Below are 21,834 nucleotides of genomic sequence, written 5' to 3' on the forward strand. Positions count from 1 at the left end.
GATCTTTGAGACACCTCATACTGCCGCGGTAATACATGGCGTGGACCTGGTGCATCTCGTCGAAGCAGACGTTGCCGGTGGAGGGCCAAGCGGCGCAGGTCCGCGTCCTGACCGACGCGTACGGCCTGGACAGCATCCAGCGCAGCGTCGTGGTCGACTGCATCCTCGAACGCCAATCACGCAACGCGAGATTCTGGGCGGAGCTGTTGGCGTCCCCCGAGCGGCAGCCGGCCACTCCCGAGGTGATCGGCGACCGCATCGCGTGGAGCCAGCGGGAACAAGCCTTCACCCACGCCCAGCGCGACGTCTTCGCCCGCGCGCTGACGTGAACAGGCTGGCCGGGGCTTCAGCGCTCCAAAGGTGAGCCTTTCCCTCTGTATGGAGACCAGCCCATGACGACCTCCCGTGTGCCGCGGTCCTCGCCCGACGGCGTACGTGACGGCGCTGCGGTCGCCCGCCTGGAGCAGGAGAACGCGCAGCTGCGGCATGCTGTCGGCTCGCATGTGACGGTGGATCAGGCCATCGGTGTCCTCGTCGCGATTCAGCGGCTCGTGCCGGAGGCCGGGTTCGAGGTGCTGCGTGAGGTGTCCCAGCGCACCACCACGAAGCTGCATACGGTGGCTGAGATGGTGATCGGCTGGGCGCTGGGGCAGGAGCTGCCGCCGTCGGTGGGGCGGGAGCTGGAGGTGGCCGTGCAGCGGCGGTCATGCGAGCGGGATGCCCTGGAGGCGGGGTAACACCGGTGGAAGCGCTAGGACAGCTGACACGAGGGAATGAAGTGGATCAGGCCGTCATGGCCCTGCTCGACGGTGGGATGGCTGAGGATGACCTGGTCCAGGCCGACGAGCTGAAGCATCTGCAGCACCGGTTCCCGGGCGCTGGCCATACGCAGCCACCGCCCACACCGCCTTTCCTGAGGGCCTGCCTGAACGTGCTACAGGCGGGCGATGCCGGCGAGGAAAAGGTAGCGTCGGGCCCGGTACAGACGCGCGAACGGTGCGAGACGGAGGAGAGCTTGCGGCAGCCGCCTTTACCTGACGCCACCTCGGATAACCACGTCCTGTCTCTCGCTGGTGGGACATGACGACAGGACTCAATCGATGCTGTGACCGAGTCCTCCGTCAGGCGCGAGTCAGGTCCAGCAGGACCTTGGAGGCCACGGCCCGGTCATGGGCGATGTCGAAGGCGGCGTGCGCCTCGGCGAGTGGGAAGGTGTGCGTCACGATCGCGCCGACGGGCAGACCCCGGGCCAGCAGGTCGATCGCTTCGTCGAACTCGGAGTCGAAGCGGAAGGCGCCCCGAAGCTCCAGTTCGCGGGTGACGGCGATGTTGCCCAGCAGGGGCACCTCGCCGGGCGGCAGCAGACCGAGGAGTACGACGGTGCCCCCGCGCCGCACTCGTTCGACACAGCTTCGTAGCCCCGCCGGCGCTCCGGACGCCTCGACGGCGATGTCGAACGGGTCCGTCCACCCGCCGTCGTCGGTGGCGTCCGCCCGTACCGTGGCGGTGGCCCCGGACGCGGTGGCGATGCGCAGGGGGGTGTCGAGGAGGTCGCTCACGACGACCTCGGCTGCGCCCTTGTGGCGCAGAACGGCGGTGACCAGGCAGCCGATCGGCCCTGCTCCGGTGACCAGGACGCGCTTGCCGGTCACGTCACCGGCCCGGTGCACGGCGTGCAGGGCCACCGACAGGGGCTCGGCCAGGACGGCGCGGTGCAGGCCGAGCTCTGGCGGCAGCGGGCGGATCTGCGCCGCGGGCACGGTGACGAGTTGGGCGAAGCCGCCCTGGACGTGGGGCGTGCGGGCGGCGCTGCCGAGGTAGCGGGTCTCGGCGCAGATGTTGCGGTGGCCGGCCGAGCAGTCGCGGCAGCGGTCGCACGGTGTGGCGGGGTGGACTGCCACCGGGGTTCCTACGGCCGGTCCCTCGGTGTCGGCTCCCAGGGCGGCGACGTGGCCGACGACCTCGTGGCCGAGCACCATCGGCTCCTGGACGGTGAAGTCGCCGACCCGGCCGTGGCCGTAGTAGTGCAGGTCTGATCCGCAGATGCCGCCGAGGGTGACGGCGACGGTCACCTGGCCGGGGCCGGGCTGGGTGGGGGAGCGGTGCTCGACCCGCAGGTCTCCTGCCGTGTGGACGACGCAGGCTTGCATGGTGGGGTTCCTTCCGTTGCGGCGTCCGTCACAGGACGGAGAGCATGCCACCGTCGACGTAGAGCACTTGGCCGCCCACGAAGTCGGAGGCGGGGGAGGCCAGGAAGATCAGGGCGCCCACGAGGTCGGCGACGCCGCCCCAGCGGCCGGCCGGTGTGCGTCTGCGGACCCAGGCGCTGAATTGCTCGTCATCCACCAGGGCCGAGGTGAGTTCGGTGGCGAAGTAGCCGGGGCCGATGCCGTTGACCTGGATGCCCAGGGGGCCCAGGTCGGCGCACATGCCCTTGGTGAGCATCTTCAGGCCGCCCTTGGTGGCGGAGTAGGCGGCGATACCGGGCCGGACCGCTTCACTCTGGAGCGAGCAGATGTTGACTATCTTGCCGTGGCCTCGGGGCGCCATGCGTCGCGCGACCTCGCGTCCCACGAGGAAGGCGCTGGTGAGGTTGGTGTCGAGGAGACGGTGCCAGTCGGCGTCGGTGAACTCCAGGAGGGGACTGCGGTGTTGGACTCCGGTGTTGTTCACCAGGATGTCGATCGGCCCGGTCTCCTCCTCGATGCGGGCGATGGCCGTAGTGACGGCTGCCGAGTCCGTCACGTCGAAGGCGGCGGTCCGTACCCGGTCCCCGAAGGAGTCCGCGAGTTCCGCAGCGGTCGCTTGCAGGGCGGTGGTGTCGCGTCCGTTGAGGACGACCGCGCAGCCGGCTTCCAGCAGACCCTTGGCCAGCGCCTTGCCGATGCCGCGGCTGGAGCCGGTGACCAGGGCCGTGTTTCCGGTGATGTCGAACAGGGGGTGGCTCATGCGAGCGCTCCGGCGGTGCCGGCCGGGGTGCCTGGCACCGCCAGGCTGCCGGGGAGGGGGGTTCGGGCGGGGCGTTCGGAGAGGACGTCGAGGATGTTGTCGACGGCCAGGTCGACCATGGCGGCTCGGGTGGCCTCGGTGGCCGAGCCGATGTGGGGCAGCGTGACCACGTGGGGCTCGGAGACCAGCGGTGACAAGTCCGTTCCCATCGGCTCGCGTTCGAAGACATCGAGTCCGGCGGAGTGCAGCCGACCCTCGCGGACGGCGTGCAGCAGGGCCTCCTCGTCGACGACACCGCCGCGCGAGGTACTGACCAGTGTGGCCGTGGGCTTCATCGCGGCCAGTTCGCGGCCGGAGATCAGGTGCCGCGTCTCCTCGGTGAGCGGCACGTGCAGCGAGACTACGTCGGACTCGGCCAGCAGCGTGGTCAGATCCACCGAGGCCGACAGGTCGTCGTCGGGCGCGTAGGGGTCGTGGTGGAGCACGCGCATGCCGAAGCCGTGGGCCCGGCGGGCCACCGCGCGGCCGATCTGACCGTAGCCGACCAGGCCGAGCGTGGCTCCGTGGATGTCCAGACCGAGGTAGTCGTGCATCCGGAACAGCTCCCAGGAGCCCGAGGCCAGGCTCGCTTCGGCGGCGCCGATCCGACGGCGGGCGGCGAGGATGAGGGCGAAGGTGAGATCGGCGGTGGTCTCCGCGAGCACGCGCGGGGTGTGGGTGACGACGATGCCCCGCTCGGCGGCGGCGGACCGGTCGACATTGTCGAAACCCATGCTCGCCAGCGCTATGACCCGCAGCGAGGGGCCCGCCGCGTCCATCAGCGCACCGTCCACCGGATCGTTGCCCAGGGCCAGAACGCCACTCACCCCGGCGGCCGGCGTGGCGAGGTCGGCGGGCCCGGGCTTTACGGTCCCAGGCCAGGCCACCACCTCCGCCGCCCCGGACAGACGGTCCAGGCCGCGGCCGGGCAGGTTTTCACGGGTGATGAGGACACGCTTTTTCATCTATTCTCCAGTGACGAGCCGTGCATTTGCCGACCGGCGGCTGGTGTCCAAAGAACCGGGGTCTGTAAGACGCTGGTTCTGTATGGCACTAGTTCTGAAAGACGCTAGCCGGGGCGATCACCGGAAACAAATAGCGGATTTGCGTGACGCTATTGGTGATCCTTATCCCCGCCGGGGGAGCCGTCAAAGGTGGTGATCAGTTCGAGGAACAGATCGTGCACCGCCAGGGCAGGTTCCGAAAGAGGCTGGTTGTCCGACGTCACCACGGACAGTTTGACCTGGATGACGGGATCCACGATGCGGCGCACGGACAGGGAGCGGACGTCGAGGATGGCGCGCGCCGCCGACCAGGGCAGGACGGTGGCGCCGAGGTCCGCGTCCACGGCGTTGACGAGTGTCAGCGCGGATTCGACCTCGCCCACCACGTGGGGCCGGAGCGACGCCTGCTGGAAGGCGGCGTCCACCACCTGCCGGATCGTGTGGATGCGGCTTGGGAGCAGCAGCGGCACGCTGTTGAGTTCCTCCAGGCTGACCTCACCCTGTCCCGGCGGGGCCGTCGCGCCGGATGCGCCGATCAGGAACAGGTCCTCCGTGCGCACGGGCTCGAACTGCACGCCCCGCAGCGGGCCGGCCCCGTAGATGAATGCCATGTCCATCCGGCCGGTCATGATGGCCTCGCTGATCACGCCGCCGAAGTTCTCGTTGATGTGCAGCAGGATGTCCGGGTAGCGCTTGCGCACACTCTTCAGGAGCGGCAGCGCGAGGGCCGCCCCCAGGCTGTACGGCGCGAGGCCCACCGACACGCTGCCGGCGGGAGCCCGGCCGGAGACCTCCACGGCGGCGTGCGCGAGGTCCACCTGCCTGAGGATCAGCTGGGCGTGCCGGTACAGCGCCCGGCCCGCCTCGGTCGGGGCGACGCCGCGTTTGCTGCGGATCAACAGCTGCTGCCCGAACTGCGCCTCCAGCGCGGACAACTGCTGGCTGAGCGCGGGCTGCGCGATGTGCAGGATGTCGGCCGCGCGCGTGATGCTCCCCGCGTCAATGATCTTGATGAACGAATACAGACGCCTGGTGTCCATGCGGGGCCTTCCACGGGGAGCGGAGCCTCATCGTAGGGAGCGGCCACCCGTGAGCACAGCCCCAGGAGGGCCCGGGGTGTGAGGCAGGTCATAACCATCCGCGATAACGCCAGATCGAACGCATATTGGCGGTCAGGCGAGCATGGGCTTAAGTTGAGCGGAACATCCAGCCCGGAGCCGCCCGACGAAAGTCGAAGGAATCGGCTCCCAGGAATTCTTTCTGCTCGCGACCTTCGTCTTTGTGTCCGAGAGCGCGGATCTTAATCGGGATATCGCGAAGACGTGATGGCATCTCCTTCCTCACATTCTTTCCCGGAGGACGTCATGACCCCCATGGTTGACCTCGTCGCCGATCTCGGCGAGGGATTCGGCGCCTACACGATGGGCGACGACGCAGCCCTCCTGGAAATGCTGACGTCCGCCAACGTAGCCTGCGGGTTCCATGCGGGCGATCCGCGCATCATGGACGCCACCGTCCGGACCTGCGTGGAGAAGCGGGTGGCCGTGGGCGCTCACCCGAGCTTTCCCGACCTGGTCGGCTTCGGCCGCCGCGCGATGGATCTCACGCCCGAGGAGGTCCGCACGGACGTGCTGTACCAGATCGGTGCCCTCCAGGGGTTCGCCGTCGCGCACGGTACCCGGGTCCAGCACGTCGCCCCGCACGGACGCCTGGGCAACCTGGTAGCCGTACGCGCCGACTACGCCCGTGCCGTCGTGGAAGCCGTCGCCTCCCTGGACGAGTCGCTGATCGTCCTCGCGCAGGACGGTGAGCTCGCCGACGCCGCCCGCGCCCGCGGACTGCGCGTGGGCATCGTCGGCATCGCCGACCGCGCGTACCGCGACGATGGGACCCTCGTCCCCCGCTCCGAGCCCGGAGCGGTGATCCACGACCCCGACGAGGTGGCCCGGCGGACACTGCGCATGGTTACCGAAGGGGTCATTCGCAGCGTCGACGGCAAGGACATCCCGGTCGTCTGCGACACCGTCCTGCTGCACGGGGACAGCCCCGGGGCGATCGCGCTGGCCGGCCGCATCCGCGGGGAACTCCTCGCCGCCGGTGTCGAGATCACCTCTCTCGACAAGGTGCTGAGCGGGACGGGCGCCTGACATGAACGGCAACCTCACGATCGCGGACTGCGGTGACTCCGCCCTGACCGCCAGGGCCGTGGGCCTGGACGCCGAAGCCGCCTGGCGGCTCGTCCACGCCCTGGCCGACGCCCTGGACGCCGTACGGCTCACCGGAGTCCACGACGTGGTGCCCACCTACGACGCCCTCCTCGTGGAGTTCGACTGCACCCGCACCGACCACGACACCCTCCGGCGCATCGTGGCGCACGAGGCCGCCCGCCTCGGGCCGCACCCCGCACCGACGGTACCGCCACGACGCTTCGTCGTACCCGCCGTCTACGGCGGCGAGTACGGGCCCGACCTGCCCGACGTCGCCCGGCAACTCGACCTGACCGAGAGCGAGGTCATCGCCCTCCACTCCGGGACCGACCTCACCGTACGCTGCCTCGGCGCGCCCGCGGGGGCACCGATGACGGACGGCCCGCCCTTCCCGAAACCGGTGCCGCGGCTGGCGTCCCCCCGCACCCGCGTCGATCCCGGCTCGGTCGCCGTCGCCGGCCGGCAGGCGGTCATCTGCCCGATGCCCTCGCCCGGCGGCTGGCCGCTCCTCGGGCGCACCCCCGTGCGCGTGCTCGACCTGCACAGTGACCCGATCACCGCCTACCGGCCCGGGGACACCTTCCGCTTCGTCCCCATCACGCCCGACGAGTGGGACGACTACGCCGGCACGCCCCTGGCGGCCTGTCATGGCTGACACCCTCACGATCCGCACCGCCGGCATCGTGACCGTGCAGGACCTCGGCCGGGTCGGCCGCTCTCGCTACGGTCTGCCCGCCGGCGGAGCCGTCGACCAGCACTCGGCGCGCGTCGCCAACGTCCTGTGCGGCAACGACGAACGCGCCCCGCTGCTGGAGATCACGGCACTCGACTTCGCGTGCGTTCCCTCCGGGGACATCCTCGTCGCGGTGACCGGCGCGCCCGCCGACGTGACCGTCGAGGGCGGCGTCCGCCCGCAGTGGGAACCCATCTCCGTGCGCGCAGGCGAGATGCTCCGCGTCAGCGGCATTCGTCAGGGACTGCGCGTCTACCTGGCTGTGCTCGGCTCGTTCGAAGCCGACTACCTTCAGGGCAGCTGCGCTCCCGACACCATCCTGGGATTCGGCCCCGCCCTGCGTGACGGTGACGAACTTGTGCTGCGCGCGACCTGCCCGCCCATCGACCACCCCTTCTCACGGATCCCGCTGTTCCGCCTGAACGCCCCCGTCCTCCCGTTCCCCACCACCTGGACGATCGACGTCACCGACGGCCCTGACCGGGCCGAATTCGGAGACACGGGCAGCCGACTGTTCGACGCCCCCTTCACCGTCAGCCCGCGCAGCAACCACATCGGCCTGCGCCTGCAGGGCGACGTGCCCCGCCGCGTCACCACGGGCGAGGTCCTCTCACGCGGCGTCCCCATCGGCGCCGTCGAAGTGCCGGCGGGGGACGAACTCCTCGTGCTGCACCGCGGCCGTGGCGTCACGGCCGGCTACCCCGTCCTGGCCGTGGTCACCGCCACCGGTCTGTCCGCCCTGGGGCAGGTGCGCCCCGGGCAGACCATCCGCTTCCGCCATCGCACCCTCGACGAAGCGGTCACCGCTCACCGCGTCCAGCGCCACGCCGTCGACGCGCTGCGAACCCGCGTCCGCACAGCCTTCGACGCCCTGCGCATCCGCGCCCCCGGTGCTGGCTGACCCTCGATCCCCACCGCCGCCCAGCCGCCCCCTTCGCCCGCCCGCACGGAGCCGATCGCCCCTCGTCCCCAGCCCGCCGCAAGACAGGAGACGCCATGACCACCATGGCCGCTCAGCCAGTCCCCGTCCCCAACACCGTCGATGCCAGAACAGCCCGGAAGGTCACCCTCGCGGGATGCGTCGGCATCTTCGCCGAGCTCTACGACAACGGCATCTTCGGCTTCATGGCCGGAACGCTCGCCGCCGTCTTCTTCCCCAACTCCGAGAACGCCATCCAGCTCGTCTTCCTCGGCTACGCCGTCTCCTTCTTCTTCCGCCCCCTCGGCGCCGTCATCTGCGGCCACCTCGGCGACCGCATCGGACGCCAGCGGATGCTGGTCTTCGTCATCCTGCTCATCAGCGTCGCCACCGCGGCCATCGGCCTCCTGCCCACCCACGCGAGCATCGGCATCGCGGCGCCGGTCCTGCTGATCCTGCTGCGCGTCGCCCAGGGTTTCTCCGTCGGCGGCGAGGCGTCGGGCGCGATGAGCTTCCTTGCCGAGCACGCCCCGGAGGGCAAGCGCGGCCTCTACACCAGCTACGCGCAGATCGCCTCCTTCCTCTCCCTGCTCACCGGCACGCTGGTCGCCGCCGCCATGACCAGCGGGCTCGGCACCGAACGCATGGAGTCCTGGGGCTGGCGCATACCGTTCCTGCTCGCCGTCCCGCTCGGCATCACCGGCATCTACATCCGCAAGCGCATCAGTGACACGCCCAACTTCACGCGCCTGAAGGAGAAGGGCGGCCTGTCCAAGAACCCCCTGAAGGAGGCGTTCGCCTCCGCCGAGCACCGCCGCGCCATGCTGCTGGCCCTGTTCATCCCCCTGATGAACGGCTCCGGGTACTACGTCCTGTTCAGCTACATGCCCACCTTCATGAGCAGCGAGCTCGACTTCGGCAAGGTCCAGGGGCTGCTCGTCACCGCCTCCAGCCTGGTCGCGATCTGTATCGCCATTCCCTACATGGGCCGTCTCTCCGACCGGATCGGGCGCAAGAAGGTCATCGCCGGCTCGGCGATCGCCATGGCCGTCGTCGGCGTCCCCTGTTACCTGCTGATCGGCACCGGCAACCTCGCCCTCGCCGTCGTTGGCGCCTGTGTCATGGCCGTCGTGTTCGCCGGGCACACTGGCGTCATCCACATCCTGCTCGTCGAACTGTTCCCCACCCGCGTGCGCTACTCCGCCTACGGCCTGGGCTACAACGTCTCCTCCGCGCTCTTCGGCGGCACGGCCCCGCTGCTGATGACCTACCTCATCGCCCGCACGGGCAACGTCAACATGCCGGCCTTCTACGCCGTCGTCACCGCCCTCGGCACGCTCATCGCCGTGTCCCGGGTGAAGGACCGCGCCCACCTGCCCCTGCGCGACGCCTGACAGACCCACGCACCCGCACGCCCCTCACTCCCAAGGAGCACAGCAGCATGCCCATCTCCGACTACAGGACGGCCCTCGTCACCGGAGCGTCGACCGGCATCGGAGCCGTGGTCGTCGAGCGACTCGCCAAGCGCGGCCTCGAGGTTCACGCGGTGGCGCGCAACGCCGAGCGGCTCGACGCCCTCGCCCGCGACACCGGTTGCATCCCGCACGCCGTCGACATCACCGACACCGAGGCGCTCACCGCCGCACTGGACGGCCTGGAGATCGACGTTCTCGTCAACAACGCGGGCGTCTCGCGCACCGGCAACATCCTGACCGCTGACGAGTTCGCCGTCGACGAGCAGGTCGCCGTCAACATCCAGGCCGTTCTGCACCTGGTGCGCCTGCTCATGCCCGGCATGGTCGAGCGCGACCTCGGCCACATCGTCAACATCAGCTCCATCGCCGGCGTCTACAACTTCGGCGGCAACACGATCTACCACGCCACCAAGGCGGCCGTGCACACCCTCTCCCGCCAGCTGCGGGTCGACGGTTACGGCCGCCGGGTCCGCGTCACCGAGATCTGCCCGGGGCGCGTGGAGACCGAGATCTTCGGCCGCCTGCTCGGCGACATGGAGGAGGCCCAGCGGCAGTTCTACGACGGCTACGAGTCCCTCAAGCCCGAGGACATCGCCGACTCCATCGAGTTCGCCGTCGACGCGCCCCGGCACGTCAACCTCGGCCACATCGAGATCCTGCCCACCTTCCAGGTCCCCGGCGGCCTCAACTTCGAGCGCCGAGAGGGCTGAGCCATGGACACCGCGGAGCGCGTACGCCGTATCAAGCCCTCGCCCAGCACGGCGGCCGCCCAGCGCGTACGCGAACTCAAGAGCCAGGGCCTCACCATCTACGACCTGACCGTCGGCGAGCCCGACTTCGACACCCCCGATCACGTCAAGGCCGCCGCGATCGAGGCGATCGAGGCGGGCGCAACCAAGTACACCCCCGTGAACGGCACGCCGCGACTGCGCTCGGCCATCGCCGGGAAACTCCGCGAGCGCCACGCGCTGGAGTGCACCGACGCGCAGATCACGGTCGGCGGCGGAGCCAAGCAGGTCATCTTCCTCGCCCTGATGGCCACCCTGGACGAAGGGGACGAGGTCATCGTCCCCGCCCCGTACTGGGTGTCCTATCCGGACATGGTCCGCGCGAACGACGGCACACCGGTCGTCGTCGACTGCCCTGAGGCGGACGGCTTCAAGCTGACTCCGGAGCGCCTGGGGGCAGCGATCACCGCACAAACGCGCTGGGTCGTGCTCAACACGCCAGGCAACCCGACCGGATCCGCCTACACCCCTGCCGAACTGCGCGCGCTGGCCCAGGTGTTGCTGGACCATCCACGGGTGAGCGTCCTCACGGACGAGATCTACGACGAGATCTGGTACCGAGAGGAGGCCGCCCCGTCACTGGCTGCTGTCGAACCCCAGCTGGCCGAGCGGGTGTTCCTCACCAACGGCGTCTCCAAGACGTACGCGATGACAGGCTGGCGCCTCGGGTACGGGGTTGGCCCGGCGGATCTGGTGACCGCGATCAACACCCTGCAGTCACAGACGTCCTCCTGCCCCTCCTCCGTGAGCCAGGCCGCCGCTGCCGCCGCGCTCACAGGACCGCAGGACTTCGTCAGGGACACCGTGCGCGTCTACCGCGAACGCCGCGACGCCACGGTGAAGCTCATCAACGACGTTCCGAAGCTCAGCTGCACCGTGCCCGACGGGGGCTTCTACCTCCTGGTGAACTGCCGTCATGTCATAGGGCAGTTCACACCGTCGGGAAGCCGGATCCAGAACGACGAGGACTTCGCCCGCCACCTGCTCGACAGCCGGCAGGTAGCGGTGATCCACGGAGCCGCCTACGGCGCGACCGGCTACTTCCGCATCTCCTTCGCCACGTCAGCGGACGTCCTCACCGAGGCATGCGCGCGCATCGCGGCCGCATGCGCCGAGCTGTCCTCCGCTCCCTCCGTCTGAAAGCCCCTCCGCCTGAAAGGTCATCATGATCCGCGTCAGCACGAAGTTCGAGCGGCCTGACGCCGCGCTGGTCGAGCAGCTGCGTGCCTTCTCGTCGGCCACCATCCACGAGGCGCAGGGCCGGCTCGGGGCGCTGGACTCGGCCATCAAGCCGGTCGACCACCGCATGTCCCTGTGCGGCCCCGCCTTCACGGTCCAGTGCGCACCCCGCGACAACCTGATGCTGCAGACCGCCATCGCTTACGCTCGCCCCGGCGATGTCGTGGTCGTGTCCGCCGGCGCCTACGAGGAGGCGGGTTCTTTCGGGGACGTCCTCGCCAACGCCTGCCAGGCCAAGGGGCTCGGCGGCCTGATCACCGACACGGGCGTCCGGGACACCGAGGACCTGCGCGCCCTGGGATTCCCCGTCTTCTCCCGCAGTGTCTCCATCAAGGGCACGGTCAAGGAGACTGTCGGACCGATGTGCGAGCCGGTCACCATCGGCGGCGTACTCGTCCGCCCCGGAGACGTGATGCGGGCCGACGCCGACGGCGTGGTCGTCATTCGCCGCGAGGACGCCGCGGAGGTGGTCACCGCGTCGCAGGAACGAGTCGATGCCGAGGCCGGGTACATTGCTGCCTACCGGACGGGCAAAACCGTCGTCGAGATGTGCAACCTCGCCCCGCTTCTCGCGTCGAAGGGGCTGGTGATCGAGGACTAGCGACACCGTTCAGTGCGATGCCGGCGGGCAGTGGTCTTTGGTGCGGTTTCAGGGGTCGGTGACTCGGCCGCTGTCGACGTGCCACGCGCCGCCGCCAACGCCAGCGGTTCTGCGCCGTTCCGCGACCTGGCCTCCTTGGCGTAACGGTATCCCCCCGACCGTGCAGCCGGCGGTTCAGCGCCACACACATCACCACGTCCCGCTGAGCACACACCACGAACAAATCACGCCCTCTCTCCGGCGTACCCGCCCGCCCGCAGAGCAACGACGCGGACACGGCGGTGCCCTGGTCCGACCCGCTGTGGGCCGGACCACGGCGCCGCCAAGTCGCCCACCCTGGCCCGCCGCATCGGCGAGCCGGTCGCCGTCGCGCTGGGCAAGGGCGCCGGTGACACCGCCGCCGCGCTCGCCGAGCACGGCGCGGTCGAGGTCCTCACGCACGAGGCCGCCGACTACGCCGACTACCCGGTCGTGCCGAAGGTCGACGCCCTCCAGGTGGCCGTGGCGTCAACGGCTCGGAGAACTTCGCGATCATCGAGGCGCTCGCCGACTCCCTCGGTGCCGCTGTCGGTGCCTCGCGTGCCGCGGTCGACGCCGACTGGTACCCGCACACCAACCAGGTCGGCCAGACCGGCAAGAGCGTTTCCCCGCAGCTGTACATTGCCAACGGCATCTCCGGCGCGATCCAGCACGGCGCCGGTATGCAGACCTCGAAGACGATCGTGGCGATCAACAAGGACGCCGAGGCCCCGATCTTCGACCTCGTCGACGACGGCGTCGTCGGCGACCTCTTCGAGTCGTCCCGGCCCTCAACGACGAGATCAGAGCCGCGCATGCCTGCTAGCGGTCAACTGCCGCACATCTCCACGGGAGACCCGTTCCGGGAGAACATCCGTCAGGGTACGGAACCAGGCAGGCAGGCGCAGGCGTGCATCCAGGCCGGGCAGTTGGCACCAGACGAGTTCACGATCGGCATGGGCTGGTCCGTCACGACGCCTCCCCGGCGTAGCGAGAAGCCCCTCATTCATGAGGGGGAGGAGTCGCGTGAACCTTCCCCTTGATCGTGGACACCTGGAGACTGGGACCTGAGGTTCCAGGGGAAGTAGCACCAGGTGGGAAGCAAGTACACGAAGCGGTACACCGAAGAGTTCAAGCGGGACGCGATCGCGCTCGTCGACTCCTCGGGCAAGACGGTCACGGCGGTCGCCAGGGAACTCGGCATCAGCTCCGAGTCCCTGCGCGGCTGGTACCGCAAGGCGAAGGCGGAGCAGGGCGAGGGCGCTCCCGGCGAATTGAGCAGTGCCGAGCGCGAGGAGCTCAAGCGGCTGCGGCGGGAGAACCGCGAGCAGCAGCAGACGATCGAGATCCTGAAAAAAGCGACCGCCTTCTTCGTGAAGGAGAACGACCGGTGAGCGAGTTGTGCCGGTTCATCCATGCGGAGAAGGCGAACTACCCGATCGTTCTGTTGTGCCGGGTGCTGCACGTCGCCCGCTCCTCCTACTACGCGTGGCGCGAGGGCGGGGCCGCCCGCCATGCCCGGCAGGCCGCCGACGACGCGCTCGCGCACGAGATCACGGTGCTGCACGTCGCCTCCCGCCGCACCTACGGTGTCCCGCGCATCCACGCCGAACTGCGGCGTCTGGGGCGGCGGGTGAACCGCAAGCGCATCGCCCGCGTGATGCGCGAGCGCGACATCCGAGGCGTCACCCGGCGCAAGCGCCGCTCGTTGACCCGGCCCGACAAGAAGGCGAAGCCGGCCCCTGACCTGATCGGCCGCGACTTCCACGCCGAGCGGCCCGGGATCAAGCTGGTCGGCGACATCACCTACCTGCCCACTGCCGAGGGCTGGCTCTACCTCGCCTGCTGGCTGGACCTGGCCACCCGCGAGGTCGTCGGTTATGCCATGGCTGATCACCACCGCGCAGAACTCGTCGTGGACGCCCTCGACATGGCCTACGGCCGAGGCGGCCTGGAGCCCGGCTGCGTGATCCACAGTGACCGCGGCAGCGAATACACCTCGACTCAGTTCTGCGACCGAATAGGGGAGTTGGGACTGCAGAACAGTTGCGGACGCACCGGATCTTGCTTCGACAACGCGGCCGCGGAGAGTTTCTGGGCCCTGCTCAAGGAAGAGATCGGCACCCGCATCTGGCCCGACCGGGCCACCGCCCGCGCCGAGGTCTTCACCTTCATCGAGACCTTCTACAACCGCCGCCGCCTGCGCAAGCACAAGACCTTCGGCTACCTCACCCCGGCCGAGACCAGACAGCGGCACCAACACGCCCTCGCGGCATAACCGACGAGTGTCCAAGATCACGGGGAAACTTCACTTGAAGATCTCGGCCCTCTTGTACAGGACCTTGGCGTTCCTGCCTCGGCCGAGCTTGTAGCCCTTCAAGCCCAGTTTCGATGCCTCCCTATAGACCCAGCTCGTGGACATATCGAGCATCGCAGCGACCTCAGAAGTGTCCATAAGGACGGGCTCGACGCTACGACGCCTGCGCGACGAGTCGATATCGGTGCGGGTCTGGTCGGGGTGCGACTGCGGTTCCACGGGCAAGATGCTCCTTGAGGCTGGCCTGAGCCTGATCGCTGCAGCGGCTCGCGCTCTGTTCTGGCCGAATTCCAAACGTCCTGACACCCGCCCTGTGCCACCGTCAAGAGTCACAGGACGAGCCACAGCCATGGTCGTGAGAATCGCCGGTTTGGCTAACCGGCGATCCGCCGCTATGTTGCCGCGCTGCTTCGGCCACTCAGATTCATGGAACTGTGGGTGCTCCTTCTTTGAGGCGGGAAACGAGGGGCCTGGGCCAGCTGACCCATGGCGGCGCGTGGTCCGACTTCCGGTCGAGCGCCTTCGCTCCTGCTTACCGTCCAGACCGTTCGCGTGACGGTGATCACGGACGTCGTTCGGGGGGTGCTGCGTAGGCTTGGGCCGTCGCCACGGTGGGGTCCACGAGAGTGGGCGAAGCCCTCCCCCGGCAGCCTGACGAGGCGTCAGAAAAGTGAGCAAGTGGTCAGCATGAGTCCTGAAGAACCTGGGGACAGCTGCCCGAACATGCGACTCGTTGTAGGGTGTGGAAACAGCCCTTGACCTGCAAAAACGCAGGCAGGGAGCCTACTTGTGGGAGTGTTGCGATGTTGCGTACTATGTTCAAGTCCAAGATCCACCGAGCCACCGTCACCCAGGCCGACCTGCACTACGTGGGATCGGTGACCATCGACGCCGACCTGCTCGACGCCGCCGACCTGCTGCCCGGCGAGCTCGTGCACATCGTGGACATCACCAACGGCGCCCGGCTGGAGACGTACGTGATCGAGGGCGAGCGAGGGTCCGGTGTCGTCGGGATCAACGGGGCCGCCGCCCATCTCGTCCACCCCGGCGACCTCGTGATCATCATCAGCTACGCCCAGGTGACGGACGCCGAGGCGCGGGCACTCACCCCCCGGGTCGTGCACGTGGACGGCGACAACCGGGTCGTGGCCCTCGGCGCCGACCCGTCCGAGCCGGTACCGGGCTCGGACCAGCAGCGCAGCCCGCAGGCCGTCCGGGCCTGACCGACGTACAGGGGACAGGAGTGTGTCCATGAGGGACCTGGAGATCCGCGACGACCGGGCGGCGGGCCGCCTGGAGGCGGTGTCCGGCGGTGAAGTCGTCGGCCGCATCGAGTACTTCGCCCTCGACAGTCCCGAACGCGCGCTCGTGCCGGTGCACACGATCGTCGAACCGGCCCACGAGGGCCAGGGCATCGCGGGCGCGCTGGCCCGAGAGCTCTACGGCATCGCCGGCCGCGAGCACAGCGCCGTCGCCCCGCTCTGCCCCTACGTCGTCAAGTGGTCCGAGCGCCATCCCGACGAGGCTCCACCGGCTGACGAGGCACTGCTGACAGCGGCGAAGGACTGGCTGACCGAACACCCCGGCCGCTTCTGATCCCGAGCCGGGACATGCGGTGTCCGACCCTGACCCCGACCCCATTACCCCCACCTGGCCCCTCCCCGTCCCGCGCGGGGGTGACTGGGGAGGCAGTCGACGGGTAGGCGTGGGAGTAGTCCAGAGCCGGAGCCGAGCGACTGGCTGGAGGACCTCATGACGAATCCGTATCCCGACCCCGTGCAGCCGGGACCGACGCCGGGCCCGGAGCCGCACCCCGATCCGGTGCCGAACCCGCAGCCTCCGCCGGGCCCGGAGCCGACCCCGCCGCCCCCGGCACCGACCCCGCCGCCGGGCCCGGCTCCGACCCCACCCCCGGGCCCGGAGCCGACCCCACCCCCGGGCCCCGACCCGGTGCCGGGACCCGACCCGTCCCCGATCCCGCCGGGACCGGAACCCGTACCGAACCCCGAGCCGGGCCCGCCGCTGTCCTGAACGGCGGCATGAGAACCGGCGAGAGAACCGGCAACGGCACGGGGCCGGTGGACGGCCAATGCAGCCGTCCACCGGCCCCGTGCCGGTCCATCAGCGCGAAGCGCCTACGCGGAGACCTCCGAGCGGTCCCCGCCCCACAGCGTGTGGAACGACCCGCCCCGGTCCACCCTCCGGTAGGTGTGCGCACCGAAGTAGTCCCGCTGCCCCTGCGTCAGCGCCGCCGGCAGCCGCTCCGCGCGCAGGGCGTCGTAGTAGGCGAGCGCCGCGGCGAAGCCGGGCGTCGGCACGCCCTGGCGGGTCGCGGCGATCAGCACTTCGCGCCAGTCGTCCTGGGCGTCCCCGATCTCCTGCGCGAACGTCGCGTCCGACAGCAGGCTCGGCAGGTCCGGCCGGGTGTCGTAGGCCGCGCGGATCCGGTCCAGGAAGGCCGCGCGGATGATGCAGCCGCCCCGCCACAGCGCGGACACCGCACCGAGGTCGATGTCCCAGCCGTACTCGCCGCGGGCCGCGTCGATCTCGTGGAAGCCCTGCGTGTACGACACGATCTTCGACGCGTACAGCGCCTGCTCGACCCGGTCGGCGAAGGCCCGGGCCTCCGCCTCGCCCATCGGCTGCGCCTTCGGTCCGGCCAGCCCGCGCGAGGCCTCCCGCAGCTGCGCGTGGCCGGACAGCGAACGGGCGAAGACCGCCTCGGCGATGCCGGACACCGGCACACCCAGGTCGAGCGCGATCTGCACGGTCCAGCGGCCGGTGCCCTTCTGCTCGGCCTGGTCCACCACCACGTCCACGAACGGCTTGCCCGTCTCCGCGTCCACGTGCGAGAGCACCTCGGCCGTGATCTCGATCAGGTACGAGTCGAGGCGGCCCTGGTTCCAGGTGCGGAAGATGTCCGCGATCTGGGCGGGGGAGTAGCCGGCGACGTCGCGCAGCAGCTGGTACGCCTCGCCGATGAGCTGCATGTCCGCGTACTCGATGCCGTTGTGCACCATCTTCACGAAGTGCCCGGCCCCGTCCGGACCGACGTGCGAGACGCACGGCGAACCGTCGGCCGCCTTCGCCGAGATCTTCTCAAGCATCGGGCCCAGCGAGTCGTACGACTCCTTCGGGCCGCCCGGCATGATGCTCGGTCCGTTGAGGGCGCCCTCCTCGCCGCCGGACACGCCCATGCCGACGAAGTGGATGCCCTGCTCGCTCAGGTCGCGCTCCCGGCGCCGGGTGTCCGCGAAGTGCGCGTTGCCGCCGTCGATGATCATGTCGCCGGGCTCCAGCAGCGGCGCGAACTCCTGGATCACAGCGTCCGTCGGCTCACCGGCCTTCACCATCACGACCAGCCGCCGCGGCCGCTCCAGCGCGGCCACGAACTCCTTGGCGCTCTCGCACGCGACGAACTCCCCCTCACCACCGAACTCCTCGACCAGGGCGCGCGTGCGCGCGGGCGTCCGGTTGTGCACCGCCACCGTGTAGCCGTTGCGGGCGAAGTTGCGCGCGAGGTTGCGGCCCATGACCGCGAGACCCGTGACGCCGATCTGCGCTGTACTGCTCATTCGGTTGGCTCCTAAAGACCTCGGTATCGCTGCTGCGGACGGTGTCCACCAGCATGCCCCCGTCGACCATCCTGACGTGCCGCTACTGCGCCCGCACGCGCGGGTCGTACGACGTCGCGCAGGCAGATACGCACAACAGCCCCCGTCGCACTCACCCGACGTATGCGTCCCCGCGCGCGCGGCACGTGCGTACCGGGTGATGTACACGGTGCACCGCCGTGGCGCACGTCGCGCAACAGGGGCCTCATCCCGGCCATTTGGGCAACCGGGCGGCCGATAGCCGCCTTGTCCTGGCCGGTTCGCAGCGCTTACTTTTGCCCCTCCTGACGCATGTCTAGGGGGGCTCTCGATGGCCGTACGCGGCCGGCATCGCCGGTATCAGCCGAACAGGATCAACCGCGCCTCACTCACCGTCACGGCGGGCGGCGCGGGCATGGCGCTCCCGTTCATGGGCGCCGGCACCGCCCAGGCGGCGGACGTGGACACCTGGAACAAGGTCGCCGCCTGCGAGTCGAGCAACGACTGGAACATCAACACCGGCAACGGCTTCTACGGCGGACTCCAGTTCACCCAGTCCACCTGGGAGGCGTACGGCGGCCGGGCCTACGCGGCGCGCGCGGACCTGGCCAGCAAGGACCAGCAGATCGCCGTCGCCGAGAAGGTGCTCGACGGGCAGGGCCCTGGCGCCTGGCCGGTGTGTTCGGTCCGCGCCGGCTTGACCCGGGGCGGAGCCGAGCCCGACATCCGGCCGGCCGCCGAGAGCACGAGGAAGGGCGAGAAAGCAGACCGGAAGCAGAGGCCCAAGACCTCCATCGAGGACGTGCGGCCGCAGTCCACCCCGCAGTCCCGGGCGGGCAGCGCCGAGATGTACACGGTCGTGCGGGGCGACACGCTCTCCGGTATCGCGCAGGAGCGCGACGTGCGGGGCGGCTGGCGAGGTCTGTACGCCGCCAACCGCTCGGCCATAGGGGGCGACCCCGACCTGATCGTGCCCGGCCAGCGGCTCGCGCTGCGCGGCGAGAGCGCCACGAAGACGCGTCCCGGGCCCGAGCGGGCCCCGTCGGCCAAGCCGTCGACGAAGAAGCCGGCGCAGAAGCCGTCATCGAAGAAGCCGTCCCCGGACCGTGCCGAGGAGCGTGCCAGGGACCGGTCCAAGGACGAGAGCAAGGAGCGCGCCGCACGGTCCACGGCCACCCGGCAGGGCCTCGTCGCCCCCGTCACCGCCTCCCTCGGGACGCCCTACCGCAAGGCGGGCTCGTCCTGGTCGAAGGGCTACCACACCGGCGTCGACTTCCCCGTGCCCACGGGCACGTCCGTCAAGTCGGTCGCTTCGGGCAGCGTCGTCAGCGCGGGGTGGGGCGGCTCGTACGGCTACCAGGTCGTGATCCGGCACGCCGACGGCCGCTACAGCCAGTACGCCCACCTGTCGGCCATCTCCGTGCGGGACGGGCAGACGGTGAGCGCGGGCCAGCGCATCGGCCGCTCCGGTTCCACCGGAAACAGCACGGGCCCGCATCTGCACTTCGAGGTGCGGACGGGGCCCGGTTTCGGCACGGACGTCGACCCCATAGCGTACCTGAGGGCCGGCGGCGTCAGGATCTGATGCGCGTGCGGTGCCGGTCCACGGTGGGCATCGGCACGTACGGGATGCCGTAGAAGGCGGCGTAGGAGAGCGGGCGTTCCTCGGAGTTCACCGACGGTTCCCCGCTCTCGTACGCGACCTCCCGGTCGACCTCGCGTTCACCGGCGACGGCAACGGAAACGGGAACCGCAGGCACGCACACCGGATCCCCTGACGCCTCCCGACCGGCTGGGCCACGCTTACCAGCCCCGGCGCCCAGCGCCTTGGGCAGCGCGCCCACGGCAACGGGCGGCGGCGCGTCCACCGTCTGTTGCAGCGGCGCGTCCGCCGCCCTGGGGAGCTTGCCTCCGCTTCCGGGCGGGCCGCCCACGATCCGGGACAAGGCGCCCGCGCGTCCGGGTTCGGCACCCAGCGCCTCCCTCAAGGCACCCGCGCGTCCGGACTCCGCACCCACCGTCTCCAGCAGACCCCGCACGCTCCCGGCCGACTCCGCGGAGGGCCCGGGCAGCATCCCCGTCGCCCCGAGGCCCGTGTCCGCGGGGACCAGCCCCGTCCCGGCGACCTCCAGCCCCGTCCCCTCGCTCTCCGGCTGGGTGTGAGTAAGCCGCTCCGTCGTCAGCAGGATCAGGCCGCCCGCCGCCACCACGCCGCAGCTCAGGGCGAGCGCCGTGCCCGTCGTGCCGTAGCGGAAGGTTTCGCCGAACATCGTGATGCCGACGGCGGCCGCCACCACCGGGTTCACGACCGTCAACGTGGCCAGCGGTGCGGCGAGGCCGGCGCCCCGGTAGGAGGCCTGCGACAGCAGCATGCCGGCCGTGGCGAGGACGCCGATCACGGCGAGGGACGGCACGTCCGCCGCCGACACACCGCCGGTCCAGTCGACCGCGACGGTCTTGGTGAACACCGAGGACATGCCGAACGCGATACCGGAGGCGGTCGCCAGCAGCATGCTGCGGACCGCCGGGTGCCGGTGCGCGGCCCGGCCGGCGATCATCAGCGCCACGACCACACCCGCGGTGACCACGGCCACGGCCACCCGCTGCGCCGTGTCCAGCGACCGCGCGTCGGAAGCGGCGACCAGGGACAGCAGACCGGCGAGCCCCACCGTCGCCATGATCGCGCCCCGCCACGCCGTGGCACCCGCCTTGCGGCCGACGAACAGCGCCGCCATCGGCAGGGCCACCACGATGGTCAGCGCGCCGAGCGGCTGCACCAGGCTGAGCGGTCCGTACGCCAGCGCCGCCACGTGCAGCAGTCCGCCGAGGCCGTTGAGCGCGACCGCCGCCCACCAGCCCGGCCGACGCAGCGGCGCGTACTGCTCGCCCGGCGAGGACGCCGCGACCCGCTCCTGCACGATCGCCCCGCCCGCGTAGGCGACCGCGGAGACGAGGGATAGCAGGACGGACAACGCGAGGGCGCTCATCGGCTGCTCCTCTGCGTCAGGCGGGGGCGCTCGGCCCGGCGCGGCGAAAGGTCGGCTTTCATGACCAACACCCTGCCGTGTCCGGGTCTTCCCGTCGTCGTCCCTGAGCACTCATTGGGTCCTACTGCCGATGGAGTACGCGGGGAACCCCATCATCCCCAGGGTGGGCGGCCCGGTCGGGGGTCACCGGGGCGCATCCCTTAGGGGCCTTGGTACTACTGCTCTTCGTGAACCTCGACCCCGGCCTTGCCGCGCTCCGCCCGCTCGGCGGCTACTTCGTGCTGCGCACGGGAGAAGCGGCGGCGGGGCCTCTCCCCACTCTCGCACAGGCCTACGCCGCCGCGTCACCGGATGTATGCCGAAATCCCCTGATTTTTCGCGTCAGCAAAGTCGCGGACGCCCTACGAGCCCCGGAGTGGCGCGTCGCGGCGTCCGTGGCCCACCTGGGGCTCGCGGCCCGCCTGTGGTCCGTGGCGCTCGGCTGCGCCGCACTCTACGGCCGTGTCCCCGACCTCGACGCCCGGCTGCTGCACTGGGACGCCGACGCCGCCGCCCCTGACGACCTGTGGCTCTCGGACGTACGGCTGCTCTCCGGGGACGCGCCGACCGTCGCGGACACCGTCCTGCACGGCCACCTCCAACCTCTCTCCGAGGCCCTGCGCGCCCACTACCGCCTCGCCCCGGGCCTGCTGCGGGGCAACGCCGCCTCCGCGCTGGCGGGCGCCGCCCGGGAACTCGACCGCTGGGCCCGGCGGCACGGCCGTACGGACACCGCCTCCCGGTCCCGTTCCCTGGCCGCGGAACTCCTCGCGCACCCCCTGCTCGCAGGTGCCGGAACCCTCACCGGCACGGCCTTCCGGCGCCGCAGCTGCTGTCTGTACTACCGGGTGCCCGGCGGGGGCCTCTGCGGTGACTGTTGCTTCACACGGCCGCCTCGCTCTTCCCCACACGCCCCATCTGGGTGA

At 70.3% G+C, this 21,834-nt stretch carries 23 protein-coding genes and 2 pseudogenes; 17 read left to right on the forward strand and 8 right to left on the reverse strand.

All coding sequences use genetic code 11. The features are described from left to right. Window positions 1–35 precede the first annotated feature (35 nt). Both V8690_RS38485 and V8690_RS38490 read left to right on the forward strand, forming a co-directional pair. Complete coding sequence (locus V8690_RS38485) at window positions 36–329, forward strand: hypothetical protein (RefSeq protein ID WP_338784652.1); 294 nt, start codon at window positions 36–38, stop codon at window positions 327–329. A gap of 63 nt (window positions 330–392) precedes the next feature. Then, window positions 393–737, forward strand: a complete 345-nt coding sequence (locus V8690_RS38490; protein WP_338784653.1) for an ANTAR domain-containing protein — start codon at window positions 393–395, stop codon at window positions 735–737. Between the two features lie 14 nt (window positions 738–751). Here V8690_RS38490 and V8690_RS38495 read toward each other — a convergent pair whose 3' ends face one another. The 5 genes from V8690_RS38495 to nac form a co-directional block, all read right to left on the reverse strand. Beyond that, on the reverse strand, window positions 752–886 hold the full coding sequence (locus V8690_RS38495) for a hypothetical protein (protein WP_338784654.1): 135 nt from the start codon (window positions 884–886) through the stop codon (window positions 752–754). Window positions 887–1,121: 235 nt separating this feature from the next. After that, entirely contained in the window at window positions 1,122–2,150 is a 1,029-nt protein-coding gene (locus tag V8690_RS38500; RefSeq protein WP_338784655.1) for an L-idonate 5-dehydrogenase, read from the reverse strand. 28 nt (window positions 2,151–2,178) lie between these two features. Further along, entirely contained in the window at window positions 2,179–2,949 is a 771-nt protein-coding gene (locus V8690_RS38505; protein ID WP_338784656.1) for an SDR family oxidoreductase, read from the reverse strand. Next, complete coding sequence (locus V8690_RS38510) at window positions 2,946–3,953, reverse strand: D-glycerate dehydrogenase (RefSeq protein ID WP_338784657.1); 1,008 nt, start codon at window positions 3,951–3,953, stop codon at window positions 2,946–2,948. Before V8690_RS38510 ends, V8690_RS38505 begins: the two co-directional genes overlap by 4 nt. A gap of 149 nt (window positions 3,954–4,102) precedes the next feature. Further along, window positions 4,103–5,032, reverse strand: a complete 930-nt coding sequence (nac, locus tag V8690_RS38515) for a nitrogen assimilation transcriptional regulator NAC (RefSeq protein ID WP_338784658.1) — start codon at window positions 5,030–5,032, stop codon at window positions 4,103–4,105. A gap of 324 nt (window positions 5,033–5,356) precedes the next feature. Between nac and V8690_RS38520 the strand changes: the two genes are divergently transcribed. The 11 genes and pseudogenes from V8690_RS38520 to V8690_RS38570 all read left to right on the forward strand — a co-directional run bounded on the left by V8690_RS38520 (window position 5,357) and on the right by V8690_RS38570 (window position 14,250). After that, entirely contained in the window at window positions 5,357–6,139 is a 783-nt protein-coding gene (locus tag V8690_RS38520) for a 5-oxoprolinase subunit PxpA (protein ID WP_338784659.1), read from the forward strand. A gap of 1 nt (window position 6,140) precedes the next feature. After that, window positions 6,141–6,854 carry a carboxyltransferase domain-containing protein gene (locus V8690_RS38525; protein WP_338784660.1) on the forward strand — a complete coding sequence of 238 codons (714 nt, stop codon included), beginning with the start codon at window positions 6,141–6,143 and terminating at the stop codon, window positions 6,852–6,854. Then, a complete protein-coding gene (locus tag V8690_RS38530; RefSeq protein ID WP_338784661.1) occupies window positions 6,847–7,833 on the forward strand; it encodes a biotin-dependent carboxyltransferase family protein in 987 nt (328 codons plus the stop codon). The genes V8690_RS38525 and V8690_RS38530 overlap by 8 nt, the downstream gene beginning before the upstream one ends. 95 nt (window positions 7,834–7,928) lie before the next feature. Continuing rightward, a complete protein-coding gene (locus V8690_RS38535; protein WP_338784662.1) occupies window positions 7,929–9,245 on the forward strand; it encodes an MFS transporter in 1,317 nt (438 codons plus the stop codon). Between the two features lie 47 nt (window positions 9,246–9,292). Beyond that, complete coding sequence (locus tag V8690_RS38540) at window positions 9,293–10,036, forward strand: SDR family oxidoreductase (RefSeq protein WP_338784663.1); 744 nt, start codon at window positions 9,293–9,295, stop codon at window positions 10,034–10,036. A gap of 3 nt (window positions 10,037–10,039) precedes the next feature. After that, window positions 10,040–11,254 carry an aspartate transaminase gene (locus V8690_RS38545; RefSeq protein ID WP_338784664.1) on the forward strand — a complete coding sequence of 405 codons (1,215 nt, stop codon included), beginning with the start codon at window positions 10,040–10,042 and terminating at the stop codon, window positions 11,252–11,254. A 25-nt stretch (window positions 11,255–11,279) separates the two neighbouring features. After that, on the forward strand, window positions 11,280–11,954 hold the full coding sequence (locus V8690_RS38550; RefSeq protein WP_338784665.1) for a 4-carboxy-4-hydroxy-2-oxoadipate aldolase/oxaloacetate decarboxylase: 675 nt from the start codon (window positions 11,280–11,282) through the stop codon (window positions 11,952–11,954). A 336-nt stretch (window positions 11,955–12,290) separates the two neighbouring features. Continuing rightward, a pseudogene (locus V8690_RS38555) lies at window positions 12,291–12,798 on the forward strand (electron transfer flavoprotein subunit alpha/FixB family protein). Next, a pseudogene (locus V8690_RS38560) lies at window positions 12,788–12,931 on the forward strand (nucleoside monophosphate kinase); the annotation flags it as partial. The pseudogenes V8690_RS38555 and V8690_RS38560, both read left to right, overlap by 11 nt. Window positions 12,932–13,066: 135 nt before the next feature. After that, window positions 13,067–13,366 carry a transposase gene (locus V8690_RS38565; RefSeq protein ID WP_338781960.1) on the forward strand — a complete coding sequence of 100 codons (300 nt, stop codon included), beginning with the start codon at window positions 13,067–13,069 and terminating at the stop codon, window positions 13,364–13,366. Further along, a complete protein-coding gene (locus V8690_RS38570) occupies window positions 13,363–14,250 on the forward strand; it encodes an IS3 family transposase (protein ID WP_338784666.1) in 888 nt (295 codons plus the stop codon). Before V8690_RS38565 ends, V8690_RS38570 begins: the two co-directional genes overlap by 4 nt. Before the next feature lie 30 nt (window positions 14,251–14,280). Here the strand turns inward: V8690_RS38570 and V8690_RS38575 are convergent, their stop codons facing one another. Beyond that, entirely contained in the window at window positions 14,281–14,508 is a 228-nt protein-coding gene (locus tag V8690_RS38575) for a DNA-binding protein (protein ID WP_338784667.1), read from the reverse strand. 584 nt (window positions 14,509–15,092) lie between these two features. Between V8690_RS38575 and panD the strand changes: the two genes are divergently transcribed. Both panD and V8690_RS38585 read left to right on the forward strand, forming a co-directional pair. Continuing rightward, the gene (panD, locus tag V8690_RS38580; protein ID WP_338784668.1) at window positions 15,093–15,512 is read left to right on the forward strand and encodes an aspartate 1-decarboxylase; all 420 of its coding nucleotides are present in this window, start codon (window positions 15,093–15,095) and stop codon (window positions 15,510–15,512) included. 28 nt (window positions 15,513–15,540) lie between these two features. Beyond that, on the forward strand, window positions 15,541–15,885 hold the full coding sequence (locus tag V8690_RS38585) for a GNAT family N-acetyltransferase (RefSeq protein WP_338784669.1): 345 nt from the start codon (window positions 15,541–15,543) through the stop codon (window positions 15,883–15,885). A 539-nt stretch (window positions 15,886–16,424) separates the two neighbouring features. Here the strand turns inward: V8690_RS38585 and gndA are convergent. Then, window positions 16,425–17,864, reverse strand: coding sequence for an NADP-dependent phosphogluconate dehydrogenase (gene gndA, locus V8690_RS38590; RefSeq protein ID WP_338784670.1), 1,440 nt, complete (start codon window positions 17,862–17,864; stop codon window positions 16,425–16,427). 349 nt (window positions 17,865–18,213) lie between these two features. On the opposite strand from gndA, the gene V8690_RS38595 reads away from it, so the two are divergent. After that, a complete protein-coding gene (locus tag V8690_RS38595) occupies window positions 18,214–19,467 on the forward strand; it encodes a transglycosylase family protein (RefSeq protein ID WP_338784671.1) in 1,254 nt (417 codons plus the stop codon). Here the strand turns inward: V8690_RS38595 and V8690_RS38600 are convergent. After that, window positions 19,457–20,869 (reverse strand): DMT family transporter, encoded by a 1,413-nt coding sequence (locus tag V8690_RS38600; RefSeq protein ID WP_338784672.1) that lies wholly within the window; start codon window positions 20,867–20,869, stop codon window positions 19,457–19,459. The two genes, V8690_RS38595 and V8690_RS38600, sit on opposite strands and share 11 nt — an antisense overlap. Before the next feature lie 227 nt (window positions 20,870–21,096). Between V8690_RS38600 and V8690_RS38605 the strand changes: the two genes are divergently transcribed. Next, window positions 21,097–21,834 carry a (2Fe-2S)-binding protein gene (locus V8690_RS38605; protein ID WP_338784673.1) on the forward strand — a complete coding sequence of 246 codons (738 nt, stop codon included), beginning with the start codon at window positions 21,097–21,099 and terminating at the stop codon, window positions 21,832–21,834.

Source organism: Streptomyces sp. DG1A-41, from assembly GCF_037055355.1.
Taxonomy (GTDB): Bacteria; Actinomycetota; Actinomycetes; order Streptomycetales; family Streptomycetaceae; genus Streptomyces.

Bases quoted from the DNA above. Each gene is read 5' to 3' on its own strand.
- V8690_RS38585 (WP_338784669.1), top strand. From the start codon at position 15,541: ATGAGGGACCTGGAGATCCGCGACGACCGGGCGGCGGGCCGCCTGGAG.
- V8690_RS38505 (WP_338784656.1), bottom strand. From the start codon at position 2,949: ATGAGCCACCCCCTGTTCGACATCACCGGAAACACGGCCCTGGTCACC.
- panD (WP_338784668.1), top strand. From the start codon at position 15,093: ATGTTGCGTACTATGTTCAAGTCCAAGATCCACCGAGCCACCGTCACC.
- V8690_RS38485 (WP_338784652.1), top strand. From the start codon at position 36: ATGGCGTGGACCTGGTGCATCTCGTCGAAGCAGACGTTGCCGGTGGAG.
- V8690_RS38520 (WP_338784659.1), top strand. From the start codon at position 5,357: ATGACCCCCATGGTTGACCTCGTCGCCGATCTCGGCGAGGGATTCGGC.
- V8690_RS38530 (WP_338784661.1), top strand. From the start codon at position 6,847: ATGGCTGACACCCTCACGATCCGCACCGCCGGCATCGTGACCGTGCAG.
- V8690_RS38595 (WP_338784671.1), top strand. From the start codon at position 18,214: ATGGCCGTACGCGGCCGGCATCGCCGGTATCAGCCGAACAGGATCAAC.
- V8690_RS38550 (WP_338784665.1), top strand. From the start codon at position 11,280: ATGATCCGCGTCAGCACGAAGTTCGAGCGGCCTGACGCCGCGCTGGTC.
- V8690_RS38490 (WP_338784653.1), top strand. From the start codon at position 393: ATGACGACCTCCCGTGTGCCGCGGTCCTCGCCCGACGGCGTACGTGAC.
- V8690_RS38600 (WP_338784672.1), bottom strand. From the start codon at position 20,869: ATGAGCGCCCTCGCGTTGTCCGTCCTGCTATCCCTCGTCTCCGCGGTC.
- V8690_RS38525 (WP_338784660.1), top strand. From the start codon at position 6,141: ATGAACGGCAACCTCACGATCGCGGACTGCGGTGACTCCGCCCTGACC.
- gndA (WP_338784670.1), bottom strand. From the start codon at position 17,864: ATGAGCAGTACAGCGCAGATCGGCGTCACGGGTCTCGCGGTCATGGGC.
- V8690_RS38540 (WP_338784663.1), top strand. From the start codon at position 9,293: ATGCCCATCTCCGACTACAGGACGGCCCTCGTCACCGGAGCGTCGACC.
- nac (WP_338784658.1), bottom strand. From the start codon at position 5,032: ATGGACACCAGGCGTCTGTATTCGTTCATCAAGATCATTGACGCGGGG.
- V8690_RS38500 (WP_338784655.1), bottom strand. From the start codon at position 2,150: ATGCAAGCCTGCGTCGTCCACACGGCAGGAGACCTGCGGGTCGAGCAC.
- V8690_RS38535 (WP_338784662.1), top strand. From the start codon at position 7,929: ATGACCACCATGGCCGCTCAGCCAGTCCCCGTCCCCAACACCGTCGAT.
- V8690_RS38545 (WP_338784664.1), top strand. From the start codon at position 10,040: ATGGACACCGCGGAGCGCGTACGCCGTATCAAGCCCTCGCCCAGCACG.
- V8690_RS38510 (WP_338784657.1), bottom strand. From the start codon at position 3,953: ATGAAAAAGCGTGTCCTCATCACCCGTGAAAACCTGCCCGGCCGCGGC.
- V8690_RS38495 (WP_338784654.1), bottom strand. From the start codon at position 886: ATGGCCAGCGCCCGGGAACCGGTGCTGCAGATGCTTCAGCTCGTCGGC.